The organism is Bradyrhizobium sp. ISRA436, assembly GCF_029910015.1.
In the GTDB taxonomy this organism is placed as follows: domain Bacteria; phylum Pseudomonadota; class Alphaproteobacteria; order Rhizobiales; family Xanthobacteraceae; genus Bradyrhizobium.
The window spans coordinates 2726342-2739716 of sequence record NZ_CP094519.1; the positions used below are offsets into that span (position 1 = coordinate 2726342).

Below are 13375 nucleotides of genomic sequence, written 5' to 3' on the forward strand. Positions count from 1 at the left end.
CGCGGGTCAGTCTTCGTAGCTGTCGATGACCGCGTCAGCGATCACACGCTTGGTGACGATACCAACTATATCGTTTACCCGCGGGCGGGCGCCGCCCCGAAAAACGATCGCGGCGCCGGCGCGGTGACGCTTGAGTCTCGCAAATACCAAGCTCAGGAGGTCCTGATCGCGACAAATGACGATTCGCCGTTCGGCGAACGTCTCGATGACGAGGTCGGGATCGGTTCGAGATTCCATCCACAGACCCGAGCGCGGCGGAATCAGCCCCACGATCCGACCATCCCGCTCCACGACGATAGCGCGCGCGTCATCGGTATCTTCCGCAGGCATGGCTTGCTTCAGCGTTGTGCCGGCCCTGGCTACGATAAAGCGACGCTCCATAATGTCTTGCGCCTGTCTGACCAGGTAAAGGTTGATATGTCGCTCCTTGGGGATACGGTGACCGCGATGACGCAGCTTGACGGTGTAGATCGTCTCATTGACAAGCGCGCGTCTTACACCTGCAGCCAGCGCCACCGCGACGATCACCGGTACAATGATCGCATAGTCACGCGTCATTTCGAACACCATGACGATGGCCGTCATCACGCCGCCTGTTCCCGCGCCGACCATGGCTGCCATTCCAACGATAGCGGCCGAGGAAGGCGTCAGCCCGGAATGAGGCAAAATCGAGCTGCTCCCGGCCGCAAATGCCGCACCCAGCGTGGCGCCAAGATACAGCGAGGGAGAGAAGATCCCGCCCGAGGCCCCGCAGCCAAGGCTGACGGTCGTGGCAACCAGCTTCAGCGCAAATAGCAGTGCAAGAAGGCCTGCTGCTGTCATCTTGTGGTCAAGGATGTCCTGAATGACCGAATAGCCCACCCCATCGATGTAGGAACGGCCGAACGCGCGAGTGAGTCCCACCATCATCAGGCCGATAACCACCATGCCAATGATGTTCTGGACGTACTCGTTGCCAAACAGTTTCGGAAATCCATCCTCCATGAAGACGAGCAGCCGGATGAAAGACCAGGCTGCTACGCCGCAGAGCAATCCAAGCAGGACGAACGCAACTGCCTCCTGCAGATTGAACGACGCAACCATGGGAAATTGTACGTCCGGCACCGCAAAAGCCGGATCCGGGCCGATTAGAATTCGTCCGATCGTCGTCGCAGCACCAGTCGCCACGACGACGGGAAGGAAGGTACGGTTCGACACTTCCGGTAGGAGAATTTCGAGAGCAAACAGCACGCCGCCAAGCGGCGTGTTGAACGTTGCGGCGATACCTGCGCCGGCGCCGGCGGACAATAGCGTTATCTTCTGCCGCGTGGAGAGCCCGATGAATTGAGAGAAGGCCGAACCAAGCGCCGAGCCGATCTGGATGATCGGCCCCTCGCGCCCGACGGCAGCGCCGCTACCGATCGATATTGCGGAAGCCAGGGCTTTGATCACGGCCACCGTGCCGCGGATATTGCCGCGCTTGTAGAAGATTGCATCCATCACTTCGGGGACGCCGTGCCCTTTTGCCTCGGGAGCAAAGCGCCTCACGAGAAAGACGACAATCAGGCCTCCGACGATCGGGGATAGCAGAACAAAGTCGCCAAACCGGCTGGGACCCTCACTGATATTGGCGTCGTAAACGAAACTGAGCCTGCCGTTGTAAGACATGTTGTGCACGAAGGCGATCAACGCGCGGAACACGACCGCGCCGAGTCCAGTCATCACCCCGATAACCAGCGCGAGGCCACAGAGAACGAGCAGGCTCACCCGTCGTTCCTCCGGCAACGATTTGCGGCTGCCGGCTGCGATCGCTTTGATATTGACGGAAGGCAGCACCACGGGCATTCGGGGTCACAAAGACTGGATCAAGATCAGGATAGCGAGATACGGACTTACCCGCCAGAAAGTCTTCCGGAGGCCGTCCGCGAGTGGGCGGTTAACAGAGACCTGGATGGCCTCTGATCGGGAATCCGGACAATCGCTAGGCGATTGCCCTTCTATTGAGCGATGGCCAGCTGTACTCCGGAAGTTCCATAGAGTCTGCAATATCCAAGGCGACGTGAGCTTTTGAAGTACTCAGTGTCACAATTGGCTATTGAGGGGCCGAATTTGAACATGGGTGCCAACGATGACGGGCGTATGCTGCGACGCCGTGATTGGGATCGGCCTTGGCCTAAAATAATCGTCGGTCCAATTGACTCTGCTTGGACGCGGCGTAGCCTCGTCGCCGGATCGCGAGCAGGCCTCCCACGCCAGCCGAGCCAGAGCGGGTCGCTCCCGCCAGCGCCAGTCAAAGTGGGCCGATTCCACGCGTGAGGTGCACCGAAGCGGCGCTGGCAACAGCGCCGTTTTGCTCTGCTGGGAGACGTCGTCACCATGAGCAAGCCGATCAAGACCGAAGCCGAACTCATCGCTATGGCGCGGGCCGAGTTGAAGGAGACCGCGCTCGCGCCTCCTCACCATGAGGGCTTGAGGACGCGCTGAGGAAAACTCATGGACCGCATTGACGCCATGAATGTTTTTGTCGCTGTTGTCGACAAGGGCAGCCTTGCCGGCGCCGCAGGGCAATCGCATATGCTGATCATGCTGCGCGTTCGGTGCCCGCGGTTCGGTTAGTCTCCCCACAAACTCGTCGTGCTCGGGCTTGTCCCGGGCGCCCGGCCATGACTACGCGGAAACGTCAGCCCAGAGTTCGCGGACGTCATAAGCGATTGCCTGGCCGGCGCCCGGCAGCTGTTGCGGCGGTCAGCCGCGCGATCGCGTTCCTCGAGCATCATGTCGGTGCCGAGCTGCTTCATCGCACCACGCGGTCGTTGAAGCTGAGCGACGCCGGCCGGCACCGCGCGGAATCGACCTTCGTCACTATCGAGGAGGTCGACACCGACAATTGGGGCTGGGGCGGCTGCCCGCGCTCGACTATCGCAGGAAGCTCGCCGCGGCCGCTCCGCCGACATCTGCCAGCTGACGGCCCTGGCCAATTGATCTGAGCGCCTCGCGCCTTATCGGAAGTGTCCGTGATCGCTGTGAGCGATCGCTGCGATCGTAACTAATCATTTTTCAAGAACGATCCCCGGGCCTACTGGCGGGTCCATGTCTGCCAATGTCGATCGCCGGCACCACCACGCCGCGCCGCATCAGGATGCGGGCGGGCCGGTGTGGCTGCCTGCGGCTGCCGGGCTCTGCGCCTCGCTGGTCGGGCTCGGGCTTGCGCGCTTCGCCTATACGCCGCTGATCCCGGCACTGATCGCGGCCAAATGGTTCACGCCGGCGGAAGCCGTCTATCTCGGCGCCGCCAACCTTGCCGGCTATCTCGCCGGTGCGCTGATCGCCCGCGACCTCGGGGCGCGCATCGGCTCGGTGCGCGCGCTGCGCGGCATGATGGTGCTCGCCGCGCTCTGCTGCTTTGCCTGCGCCGTGCCGATCTCGTTCGTCTGGTTCTTCGGCTTCCGATTCCTCGCTGGCGTCACCGGCGGCGTGATCATGGTGCTGGCAGCAACGGCGATCCTGCCGCACACCGCGCCGAGCAAGCGCGGCTTCGTCGGCGGCGTGATCTTTGCCGGCGTCGGGCTCGGCGTCGCGGCCTCGGGCACGCTCGTTCCGCTCTTGCTGCGGCAGGGGCTGACGCAGGCCTGGTATGGTCTTGGCGCGCTGTCGGCGCTGCTGACGCTGATCAGCTGGAAGGCGTGGCCGGCGGAGACATCAGCGGCGCATGCCGCCGTCGAGCATCGCGTCGCGGCGCACGGCGCGCGATCACCGCTGGTGCTGCTGCTGAGCCTGGAATACGGCCTCAACGCGCTGGCGCTGGTGCCGCACATGGTGTTCCTGGTCGATTTCGTGGCCCGCGGGCTCGGGCAGGGGATTTCGGCCGGATCGTATTACTGGGTGCTGTACGGCTTGGGCGCCGTCGTTGGTCCGCTCTTGACGGGCCATCTCGCCGATCGCTCCGGATTTGCCGCGGCGCTTCGCGTGGCCTTCGTGGTCGAGGGCGTGGCGGTCGGGCTGCCCGCAGTGAGCACGTCGGCCGTCGCGCTGATCGTGTCGAGCATCATCGTCGGCGGCTTCACGCCGGGTATCGTGCCACTGGTCATAGGCCGCATCCACGAACTGATCCCGCATTCCGCCCCCAGCCAGCGCACCGCGTGGGCGCAGGCCACCACGACATTCGCGCTGTTCCAGGCGGCCGGCGCCTATGGGATGTCGTTCCTGTTCGCCCAGAGCGGGGGCAATTATGCGCTGCTGTTCGTGATCGGCGCGGCCGCGGTGATCGTGGCGCTGGCGCTCGAGCTGATCAGCGCCGTCATATCGGCGCGCGGGCGCGCGATCTAATCGCTGGCGCTGCGAGAGGTCGCGGCGATTACGCTCTGCTGACCCGGACGCGTCGCGATGCCGATTTGGCAGGCGCGAAGGATCGCCTATCCAGGACTCGTTGTCGCGAATCCGGCGAAAATTTCAGTTGCTTTTTTTGCTTTCCGTCATACAACCTAAGGGTCATATTCTTTTGAGTGAAGTATTACGCGGGTATTTTTGCAGAGTCTAAGATCCGTCCGCTCAAATCGACGGCGAATTTCAGAAGGTTTCGATTCCGAGCGTCCCCCACCAGCTGAACGAATTCAATCGAGTGGCAAACCGGTAGCCATCGTAGGCGTCTCGTCACGGAGGGGGCGGTCAGCGTACGCTTTCGCCTGAAGTCGTTCGCGAAACGATTCATCTCTGCCACGGGCAGAGCAAGGATTGCGATTGCCGACAGCGAGGCGTAGGCGGCCTCCCTGAATTTCTCAGCCTTCGGCGGCGTGGTTTGCCTTCACGAGACACCCAGATCTCGGACGGCGACCATCTCACCATTGTTGCCTTCTTGGATGGCCGAACGGCAGCGCCGGGCGGTCGAGTTAATGGAAGACAGGAGGATATGTTGGACAAAGCGATTTCAGACGGGACGAATGTCGGCACGTGGCACTTGGAAATCGTGCGGAACGGCTGGTCGGACCAGCGCGTGCTGATGGACCCATTGCCAGGGTTTCCGATGAACGACAGGACGGCGGAGCACCCAGAGACCTACAGCGGGAGCGTCGTTGCGGCCGACAAGAAACTATCCTTCGACAATGCGGATAGCTCATTTATCTGTTCTCCCGGCCCGGAGAACAATCCATGCGCATTCGTTGATTTTGTTCATCTGACACAAATCGACGATCACCATGTCCGCTACGACGCGAAAAATCACGGCGGGCGAGTATTCATCACGCTGAAGATATTTCAGCAGCAAGCGCTCAAGCTGGTGGACAAGAGCGACGAAAAGAACTGGGTGATGGGCGCGTCGTTCCTGGTGTTTGTGCCATCTGATGCGTTGGACGCGACCGTCGTAGGAAAGATGGGGGCGAATGACATCTTCTTCACGCCATCGAAGCCGCTGACGGGCGACGATGCTGTTCGGTTCAAGCTGATCGATTCGAAGGATATCGCGGGGGTTGGATCTTACTATACGTTCCGTGTCGTCAATCCATTCCCAAGCTGAGAACTTGCCATAAGGGCGTGGTGCCGCATGCTGGCGGTGCCGCGCCCGGAACGACATCCGTTTCCGGTCTGCCAGATCATTCGCTAGCCGTCCAGCGCGCGCGCGAGCACGGCAATGAACCGGTCGGTGTCGGCCTCGTCGTTGAAGACGTGCGGCGAGACGCGCATCCGGCCGAGCCGCAGCGCGACGTGGACGTTCTCGGCGGCAAGGCGCGCGATCAGGTGCTTCGGCACGCCGCCGGCCATGCCGAGGCTCACGATGTGCGGCGCGCGTAGCCGCTGGTCGGGCGCACCGACGCCGAGGTCGCGCACGCCGTCGGCGATCCGCTGGGTCAGCATCGCAAGCCGCGCGCTGACGGTGGCCGCCCCCCAATCCGCCATCATTTCCATGCCAATGGACGCCATCTCCAGCGAGATGAAATGATCGCGCTCGCCCATGTCGTAGCGCCGCGCACTATCGACATAGGCGAGATCGCCGAAATAGATCGGATTCTCGGAGTTGACGTTGCGGCGGCCGGCCGAGGTCTGTTCCAGCGGCACGCCGCTCTGGTGGCGCTTCGCGACATAGAGGAACGCGCGGCCGTAGGGACCGATCAGCCATTTGTAGGTCGGGAAGATCACGGCGTCGGGATCGAGCTGCTTCACATCCATCGCCACGACGCCCGCGCCCTGCGTCGCGTCGATCACGAACATGGCGCCCTGCCGCCGCAGTGCCGCCTGCACCTTCTCGACGTCGATCAGGCCGCCGTCCGACCAGTGCACCGACGAGATCGAGGCGAGGCCGACCGGCGGCGCGCCGGAGCGCTCGATCGCCGCGAGCACCGCCGAGGTCCAGTCGCCGTCGGCGGGCTGGCTGATGGTCTCGACCACAAAGCCCTGCGCGTCGGCGCGGGCGTGCCATTCCAGCACCGGCGAGGAGTGATCGTTCTCCAGCACGATGACGCGCGTGCCGCGCGGGATGGTCAGCACTTTTGCCATCGTTGCGACGCCATAGCTGATCGCAGGGATCAGCGCGATGTCGTCAGCATCGGCATTGATCAGGCGCGCGGCCGCGACACGGGCGCGCTCATGCTGGCGGTGGGCAAAGTCCGCATCCAGCGTCCAGGGCTGGCCCTTCCGCGCCACCGCGATGCGGCCGGCGTCGAGCGTCTTCCGCGGCAGCGGACTGTAGGAGGCCGAGTTCAGGTAGCAAACGTCTTGCGGAACATCGAACAGATGGCGCTGCGAAGGAAGCATGGCGGCTCGTTGCTGGCGGTTTTCGGATGAGATCTGGATGCGGGAGGCACAGGCCGTTATCCGTCGTACTTATCAGGCCCCATGGCCCAGAGCGCCTGGTCATGGCCGTGGGCGAAGGTGCGGTTGGTCTGCGCAGGATTGCGGTTGATCAGCGGCCGCAGATACATCGGGTGCGTGGCGCTGCGCACCTCGTGCTCGACGGTGAACAGGTGCCTGCCGTCGGCGGGATCGACGATGTCGCAGAAGCGGTATTGGTACTGATTGTCCTCGCGCGAGATCAGGTTGCGCTCGCGCAGCCGCCGGTAGGGGCCCGAGAAGTCGGTGATGTAGATCTGGACGTGATGGCCGTCGAACTCCGGCTGCGCCTGTTCGCTCTCGCGGAATTGCAGATACTGATCCTTGCCGACCTTCACGCGCGCAACCATTCCGTCGCCGTTCGCGACGCTCGCCGGGATGCCCATGATCTCCGGATAGAACCGGCTGATCGCCTCCGCGCTGCCGCGCGGCACGTCGAACTCGACACAGGGCATGCCGAGCCTGATGCGCCCGAAGCGGCCGGCGTCCGGCTCGTAGCAGCGCAGCCGATTGCCCCAGGGGCAGGTGGCCTCGACATGATCATTGTGCTCGCGATAGGTGAAGGCGGTGCCTTCGAGCTTCGGCGCGACGGAGGCAAGGCGGTCGAGCAGCGCCTGCCGCCCGGCGATCACGAGTGCGATGTGGCCGCGCAGCACCTGCGGCTTGCCGCTAGGCAGATGAAACTGGCTGCGGCCGACATTCACCCACATGTTGCTGTCCGAGACCATCAGATAGGGATCGCGGGTCAGGCCGATGCCGCCGACGTAGAACAGCGTGGCCAGGCGCTGGTCGGGTACCTGCACGTTGACATGCTCGAGATGGATGGCGTTGCCGAGGTCTTCTGCGGCGCGGTCGAACTGCTGTTGCATGGACGCGGCTCTCCGGATGCGACGCCGCACATGATAGTGCAATGCGGCGGCCGATCCAGCGAACAGGCCATGAATGTTTCGCGGGGCTACCCCCCGTAACTCTGCACCAGGCTGCCGGCGACCAGCGACCAGCCATCGACCAGCACGAAGAAGATCAGCTTGAACGGCAGCGAGACCACGACCGGCGGCAGCATCATCATGCCCATCGACATCAGGACCGAGGCGACCACGAGGTCGATGATCAGGAACGGCAGGAACAAGAGGAATCCGATCTCGAAGGCGCGCTTCAGCTCGGAGATCATGAAGGCCGGCACCAGGATGCGCAGCGACATCTCGTCCGGCGTCGCCGGCGGCGGCTCGCCGGAAAGGTCCATGAAGAGCTTGAGGTCCTTCTCGCGCACGTTCTTCTGCATGAAGCCGCGCAACGGCACCGAGGCGCGCTGCAACGCTTCCTCGACGCCGATCTGGTTGGTGACCAGCGGCTTGATGCCGTCGTCGTAGGATTTCTGCAGCACCGGCCCCATCACGAAGGCGGTGAGGAACATGGCGAGCGCGATCATCACCGAGTTCGGCGGCGCGGTCGCGGTGCCGAGCGCGGTGCGCAGCAGCGACAGCACGACCACGATGCGCGTGAACGACGTCATCATGATCAGGATCGACGGTGCGATCGACAGCACCGTGAGCAGCGCGATCAGCTGGATCGCGCGTTCGGTGACGCCGCCATTGCCGCCACCGAGGTTGATGCTGATGTCCTGCGCCATCGCCGGGTCGGCGAACGATCCGGCGGCGATCAGGACAGCGATAAAAAAAACTCTACGCGGAAGGCTTGTGGACCTCACGAAGGATTCTTCGGGCGGCCGAGCAGCGATGCCATCTCGTCCTCGAGATTCTCGAAGCCGCTCTTTTGCGGCGCCGGAGACGCGGGCGGCTCGCTGCGCGGCGGACGCGCCGGCGGAGCGTCGGGCGCAACCGGCGGCGCGACGGCGTCGCCACCGCCGGACGGTCGGCGTAGCGCCGCCTCAAGCCGTTGCGCCATCTCGGCGAGATTGGCGTCGGCGTTCGGCGGCGGAGCCAGAGGCGCGGGCGTTGCGGCCGGTGGCGGCGGAGCAGGCGGTGGCGGCGGTGCTGCGGCGCGATCGGGCGCGCGCAGCGGCGGCGGCGCCTTGGGCGGCTCGGCGGCGCGCGGCGGACGCGGGATCACCGGTTCGGAGCGCGGCAGCCGCGGCGGCATCGGTTCGGTGCGCTCGGGCGTGAAACCCGCGAGCGGATCAGGGCGGCGTTCGGAAGCCGGCGCGGAGCGGCGGACCTCGTCGGCAAAGGAGGGGCGGGCCGGGCGCGACGGCAGTTCGGGCAGCTGCGGCTCCGGTTGATCGAAGTCAGTGCGGGCGGTTTCGCTCTCGTTCCAGGCCGCGTCTGGCAGCGGCGCGACCCGCGGCGGGGCGGAGTCGGCTGCGACCGCCGGGCGCGCCGACATCTGGTCGCGTCCCGGGCTCGCCCGCACGATGTTGGGCTCCACGACGATGTCGCTTGGACCGCCGATCATCAACAGATGCTCGACATTGTCGCGGCGGACCAGCACCAGCCGGCGGCGGCCGTCGACAGCGGCAGCGTCAATCACGGCGAGTCGCGGCATCCGCCCGCGATTGGCGTTGGCGCCGAGACGATTCGCTCCGAAGCGCCGGACGAGCCACGCGGCGACGAAGATCAGCGCCAGCACGGCTACGAATGCGAAGACGAATGTAAGTGCCTGCATACTGGAGTCCCCGGCCATGGTGGCCATCCTCAGCTACCGCCGTCAGTGAGCGCGAACTGATATCGCGGATTGCGCAGCGAATCGCGCCCGAGATCCGCCTTATTCCTTAATTCCCCACGGCTTGCAGCCGACTGTTCTATTAATAGACCAAGAATCGCTTGTCCCAAAACGACTTCTCGGCGCGTCACGCCGGCTTGGTCCGGGCTGGTTAACGCAGCTTTCGTGGCGAAAATGCGCTCGCAAGCCGCAATTGCGGCGTTCTCCACGGATCCATCGGCACTTTTAACTCTCCGTTAACCATACACCGGGCAAATTCTGCCTACCTCCAGGGGTTAACGGAGCCGCGCCAATGTCCATGAACGACCTCCCGATCCTGTCGGCGTTGCGCACCAAGATGCAATGGCACCAGGAACGCCAGCGGGTGCTCGCCGAGAACATTGCCAATTCCGACACGCCGAACTTCCGACCCCGCGACCTGGCCGAGCCCAAGTTCGACCGGGCCGGTTCCACGATCGGCGGCGGCCTCGGAACGCTGCCGATGACGCAGACCAGCGCCGCCCACATGGCGGCGTCGGGCGCGCCCGACACATTCGACAATGACCGTGGCAAGAGCGGTTTCGAGACCCGCCCGGCCGGCAACGCGGTCAATCTCGAAGACCAAATGCTCAAGGTATCGGCCAACCAGATGGACTACGCGGCGGTCACCTCGCTCTACAGCAAGAGCCTGCACCTCCTGAAAACGGCGATCGGCAAGGGCTAGGCCGCCTGAGGGCGGCGGGAGGATGTCATGGCAAATGAGATTAGCGATTTCGCCCGCTCGATGAGCATCGCGACGTCAGGCCTGCGCGCGCAGGCCGGGCGGATGCGGGTGATCTCGGAAAATATCGCCAACGCCGATTCGACCGCGCAGACCGCGGGCGGCGACCCCTACCGCCGCAAGGTGCCGACGTTCTCATCCACGCTCGACCGCACGCTCGATGCCCAGGTGGTGTCGCTCGGCAGGGTGAGCCCCGACCGGTCGGCGTTCCGGATCAAGCATGAGCCGGGCAATCCGGCAGCGGATGCCTCCGGCAACGTCAAATACCCCAACGTCAATGCGCTGGTCGAAATGACCGATATGCGGGACGCCCAGCGCTCCTACGAGGCGAACCTCAACATCATCAGCGCGACGCGGCGGATGATCCAGCGCACGCTCGACATCCTCAAGTCCTGACACAACAAGAACAGCAGGGATCGTAGATCATGGCTTCACCGACAATCGCCGCCAACGCCTATGCCAATTTCGCCAAGCTGATGGAGCGGGGCGGGCTTGAGAAGTCCGGCAATCCCGTCGCCGGACCCTCGTTCGGCGAGCTCGTCAAGGACGCCGTCGGCGGCGTGATGGAGGTCGGCAGGAAGTCCGATGCGCAGACCATGGCGATGGCCTCGGGCAAGGCGAATGTGATGGACGTGGTGACCGCGGTTGCAGACACCGACGTTGCGGTGTCGACGCTGGTCTCGGTCCGCGATCGCGTGATCCAGGCCTATGAAGACATCATGAAGATGCCGATTTGACCGATCCTCATCCTGAGGAGCCGGCGAAGCCGGCGTCTCGAAGGATGGACCACAGGCCTCATGGTTCGAGACGGCGCTTCGCGCTTCCTCACCATGAGGACGAACAACAGTGAGAACTCAAAATGACCGGCCCTGAAACTCTCGACGTGGCGCGTGATGCGATCTGGACCATCGTGGTGGTGTCGTCACCGCTGATGGTGGTCGGCCTCGTGGTCGGCGTGGTGGTGTCGCTGTTCCAGGCACTGACGCAGATCCAGGAGCAAACCCTGGTCTTCGTGCCGAAGATCCTGGCGATCTTCGTTACATTACTCCTCGCGCTGCCGTTCATGGCCGACTCGCTGCACGCCCACATGATGCGGATTTCGTCGCGAATCATCGGCGGATGATGCAGTAATGCCCCGGTCATGCGCATCGACATCTCGCTCCTGCCGGCGCTGGCCGCAACCTTCGTGCTGGTGTTCGCCCGCGTGGGCGCGATGGTGATGCTGCTGCCCGGCTTCGGCGAGACCAACATCCCCGCGCGGGTGAAGCTGTCGATCGCGCTGTTGCTGACGCTGATCATCCTGCCGCTGCATCGCAACGCCTATCATGTCGACCTGACGTCGATCGCCTCGATCGGGGTCCTGATGGTGCATGAGCTCATCATCGGCATCGTGCTCGGCGCGACGGCGCGGGTGACGCTGTCGGCGCTCAATGTCGCGGGCTCCATCATCGCCCAGCAGCTCGGCCTCGGCTTCGTCACCGCCGTCGATCCGACCCAGGGGCAGCAAGGCCAGATCATCGGCAACTTCCTCACCATCCTCGGCATCACGCTGCTGTTTGCCACCGATACCCACTATCTCGTCATCGCGGCGCTGAGCGAGAGCTACCGCATCTTCTCGCCGGGCGAGGTGATGCCGACCGGCGATGTCGCTGCGCTCGCCACCAGCGCCTTTGCCGCCGCGTTCAAGATCGGCCTGCAACTGTCGGCGCCGTTCCTCGTGTTCGGCCTCGTGTTCAACATCGGCCTCGGCGTGCTCGCGCGGCTGATGCCGCAGATGCAGGTCTATTTCGTCGGCGTGCCGCTCTCGATCATCGTCGGCTTCCTGATCTTCGGCCTAGTGCTCGCGGCGATGATGGGCAGCTATCTCGATTACTTCGTCGGCGTCATGCGCCAGCTCGCTCCAATGAACTAGGCATCAAGGAGCCGAGATGGCCGAGGATACCGAAGACAAAACAGAAGACCCTACGCAAAAACGTCTCGATGAGGCGCTGGAAAAGGGCGACGTCGTCAAGAGCCAGGAGGTCAACACCTGGTTCGTGATCGCAGGCGCGACGCTGGTGCTGTCGACCTTTTCGGGCTCGATCGGCGGCGGCATCCTGATGCCCCTGCGCGACCTGATCGCCAATTCATGGATGATCCGCACCGACGGTGCCGGTCTGCTCCAGCTTACACAATCGCTCGGCTATGCCGTGGTTGCCGCGATCGGTGTGCCGTTCCTGATGCTGGCGCTGGCGGCGATCGCGGGCAACATGATCCAGCACCGCCTGGTGTGGTCGGGCGAGCAGCTCAAGCCCAAGTTCTCCAAGATCTCGCCGGGCGCCGGCCTCGAGCGGCTGTTCGGCAAGCAGGCGGTGGCGAACTTCCTCAAGGGCGTGCTCAAGCTGATCGCGCTCGGCGCCGTCATGGTCGCGGTGCTGTGGCCCGATCGTTTCCGCATGGAAGCGCTCCTGCATGTCGAGCCGGCCGAGCTCTTGCCCGCCGTCGTCAGCATCACGGTGCACCTGATGGCCGCGGTGGTGGCGATCCTCGCGGCGGTCGCGATCGGCGATTACTTCTTCCAGTACCGGACCTGGTACGAGCGCCACAAGATGTCGCTGCAGGAGATGAAGGAGGAGTTCAAGCAGTCCGAAGGCGACCCGCACGTCAAGGGCAAGATCAAGCAGTTGCGGGTCCAGCGCGCCAAGAAGCGCATGATGGCGCAGGTTCCCAAGGCCTCAGTGATCATCACCAACCCGACCCACTTCTCGGTGGCGCTGGCCTACGACCGCAGCATGTCGGCGCCGGTCTGCGTCGCCAAGGGCGTCGACAATCTGGCCTTCAGGATCAGGGAGATCGCCAAGGAGCACGACATTCCGATCGTGGAGAACGTGCCGCTCGCCCGCGCGCTCTATGCCACCGTCGAGGTCGACCAGGAGATCCCGGTCGAACACTATCACGCGGTCGCCGAAATCATCGGCTACGTGATGCGGCTGAGGCGCGGGTTGTCCGGCCTGCGGTCGTAAAAGCCGGCTGTTATCCGCTTGAAATGCGCGTAACTTGCGAAATTGCCGCCTGATGGACTTGGTTTTCGGGTCCGATTCAGGCACTCAGGGAGCAGGCGTCCGGGTCCGGACGTCCTCTTGATGCAGACGAGCCATG

The 13375-nt window shown here is 64.0% G+C and carries 14 protein-coding genes and 1 pseudogene; 10 read left to right on the forward strand and 5 right to left on the reverse strand.

Annotated features, from left to right (window positions below; all coding sequences use genetic code 11):
• Positions 1 to 6: 6 nt before the first annotated feature.
• The gene (locus MTX23_RS12730) at positions 7 to 1824 is read right to left on the reverse strand and encodes a chloride channel protein (RefSeq protein ID WP_280976989.1); all 1818 of its coding nucleotides are present in this window, start codon (positions 1822 to 1824) and stop codon (positions 7 to 9) included.
• A 648-nt stretch (positions 1825 to 2472) separates the two neighbouring features.
• Here MTX23_RS12730 and MTX23_RS12735 point away from each other — a divergent pair.
• The 4 genes and pseudogenes from MTX23_RS12735 to MTX23_RS12750 all read left to right on the forward strand — a co-directional run bounded on the left by MTX23_RS12735 (position 2473) and on the right by MTX23_RS12750 (position 5488).
• Positions 2473 to 2595, forward strand: a complete 123-nt coding sequence (locus tag MTX23_RS12735) for a hypothetical protein (RefSeq protein ID WP_280976990.1) — start codon at positions 2473 to 2475, stop codon at positions 2593 to 2595.
• A gap of 47 nt (positions 2596 to 2642) precedes the next feature.
• Positions 2643 to 2816: pseudogene (locus MTX23_RS12740) on the forward strand (LysR family transcriptional regulator); the annotation flags it as partial.
• 253 nt (positions 2817 to 3069) lie between these two features.
• A complete protein-coding gene (locus MTX23_RS12745) occupies positions 3070 to 4305 on the forward strand; it encodes a YbfB/YjiJ family MFS transporter (protein ID WP_280976991.1) in 1236 nt (411 codons plus the stop codon).
• A 583-nt stretch (positions 4306 to 4888) separates the two neighbouring features.
• Positions 4889 to 5488: a hypothetical protein gene (locus tag MTX23_RS12750; protein ID WP_280976992.1), complete on the forward strand. Its 600-nt coding sequence runs from the start codon at positions 4889 to 4891 to the stop codon at positions 5486 to 5488.
• Positions 5489 to 5571: 83 nt separating this feature from the next.
• On the opposite strand, the gene MTX23_RS12755 is transcribed toward MTX23_RS12750, so the two are convergent.
• From MTX23_RS12755 to MTX23_RS12770, 4 genes are all read right to left on the reverse strand, one after another.
• On the reverse strand, positions 5572 to 6723 hold the full coding sequence (locus tag MTX23_RS12755; RefSeq protein WP_280976993.1) for an aminotransferase class V-fold PLP-dependent enzyme: 1152 nt from the start codon (positions 6721 to 6723) through the stop codon (positions 5572 to 5574).
• A 56-nt stretch (positions 6724 to 6779) separates the two neighbouring features.
• Complete coding sequence (locus tag MTX23_RS12760) at positions 6780 to 7667, reverse strand: hypothetical protein (RefSeq protein WP_280976994.1); 888 nt, start codon at positions 7665 to 7667, stop codon at positions 6780 to 6782.
• Between the two features lie 86 nt (positions 7668 to 7753).
• Positions 7754 to 8506: a flagellar type III secretion system pore protein FliP gene (gene fliP / locus MTX23_RS12765; protein ID WP_280976995.1), complete on the reverse strand. Its 753-nt coding sequence runs from the start codon at positions 8504 to 8506 to the stop codon at positions 7754 to 7756.
• Positions 8503 to 9420 (reverse strand): flagellar biosynthetic protein FliO, encoded by a 918-nt coding sequence (locus MTX23_RS12770; RefSeq protein WP_280976997.1) that lies wholly within the window; start codon positions 9418 to 9420, stop codon positions 8503 to 8505. Before MTX23_RS12770 ends, fliP begins: the two co-directional genes overlap by 4 nt.
• Positions 9421 to 9769: 349 nt before the next feature.
• Between MTX23_RS12770 and flgB the strand changes: the two genes are divergently transcribed.
• From flgB to flhB, 6 genes are all read left to right on the forward strand, one after another.
• Positions 9770 to 10180 carry a flagellar basal body rod protein FlgB gene (gene flgB / locus MTX23_RS12775; RefSeq protein WP_280976998.1) on the forward strand — a complete coding sequence of 137 codons (411 nt, stop codon included), beginning with the start codon at positions 9770 to 9772 and terminating at the stop codon, positions 10178 to 10180.
• A gap of 27 nt (positions 10181 to 10207) precedes the next feature.
• Positions 10208 to 10633: a flagellar basal body rod protein FlgC gene (gene flgC, locus MTX23_RS12780; RefSeq protein ID WP_280976999.1), complete on the forward strand. Its 426-nt coding sequence runs from the start codon at positions 10208 to 10210 to the stop codon at positions 10631 to 10633.
• Between the two features lie 29 nt (positions 10634 to 10662).
• Positions 10663 to 10974 (forward strand): flagellar hook-basal body complex protein FliE, encoded by a 312-nt coding sequence (gene fliE / locus MTX23_RS12785; RefSeq protein WP_280977000.1) that lies wholly within the window; start codon positions 10663 to 10665, stop codon positions 10972 to 10974.
• A 122-nt stretch (positions 10975 to 11096) separates the two neighbouring features.
• Positions 11097 to 11360, forward strand: coding sequence for a flagellar biosynthesis protein FliQ (fliQ, locus tag MTX23_RS12790; RefSeq protein ID WP_066514213.1), 264 nt, complete (start codon positions 11097 to 11099; stop codon positions 11358 to 11360).
• Positions 11361 to 11378: 18 nt separating this feature from the next.
• The gene (gene fliR / locus MTX23_RS12795) at positions 11379 to 12149 is read left to right on the forward strand and encodes a flagellar biosynthetic protein FliR (protein WP_280977002.1); all 771 of its coding nucleotides are present in this window, start codon (positions 11379 to 11381) and stop codon (positions 12147 to 12149) included.
• Between the two features lie 16 nt (positions 12150 to 12165).
• On the forward strand, positions 12166 to 13239 hold the full coding sequence (gene flhB / locus MTX23_RS12800; RefSeq protein WP_280977003.1) for a flagellar biosynthesis protein FlhB: 1074 nt from the start codon (positions 12166 to 12168) through the stop codon (positions 13237 to 13239).
• The last annotated feature ends 136 nt before the right edge of the window (positions 13240 to 13375 follow it).

Coding starts and splice junctions, on each gene's coding strand:
- flgB (WP_280976998.1), top strand. CDS start 9,770: ATGTCCATGAACGACCTCCCGATCCTGTCGGCGTTGCGCACCAAGATG.
- MTX23_RS12735 (WP_280976990.1), top strand. CDS start 2,473: ATGGACCGCATTGACGCCATGAATGTTTTTGTCGCTGTTGTCGACAAG.
- fliQ (WP_066514213.1), top strand. CDS start 11,097: ATGACCGGCCCTGAAACTCTCGACGTGGCGCGTGATGCGATCTGGACC.
- MTX23_RS12730 (WP_280976989.1), bottom strand. CDS start 1,824: ATGCCCGTGGTGCTGCCTTCCGTCAATATCAAAGCGATCGCAGCCGGC.
- flhB (WP_280977003.1), top strand. CDS start 12,166: ATGGCCGAGGATACCGAAGACAAAACAGAAGACCCTACGCAAAAACGT.
- flgC (WP_280976999.1), top strand. CDS start 10,208: ATGGCAAATGAGATTAGCGATTTCGCCCGCTCGATGAGCATCGCGACG.
- MTX23_RS12770 (WP_280976997.1), bottom strand. CDS start 9,420: ATGCAGGCACTTACATTCGTCTTCGCATTCGTAGCCGTGCTGGCGCTG.
- fliE (WP_280977000.1), top strand. CDS start 10,663: ATGGCTTCACCGACAATCGCCGCCAACGCCTATGCCAATTTCGCCAAG.
- MTX23_RS12760 (WP_280976994.1), bottom strand. CDS start 7,667: ATGCAACAGCAGTTCGACCGCGCCGCAGAAGACCTCGGCAACGCCATC.
- fliR (WP_280977002.1), top strand. CDS start 11,379: ATGCGCATCGACATCTCGCTCCTGCCGGCGCTGGCCGCAACCTTCGTG.
- MTX23_RS12745 (WP_280976991.1), top strand. CDS start 3,070: ATGTCTGCCAATGTCGATCGCCGGCACCACCACGCCGCGCCGCATCAG.
- MTX23_RS12755 (WP_280976993.1), bottom strand. CDS start 6,723: ATGCTTCCTTCGCAGCGCCATCTGTTCGATGTTCCGCAAGACGTTTGC.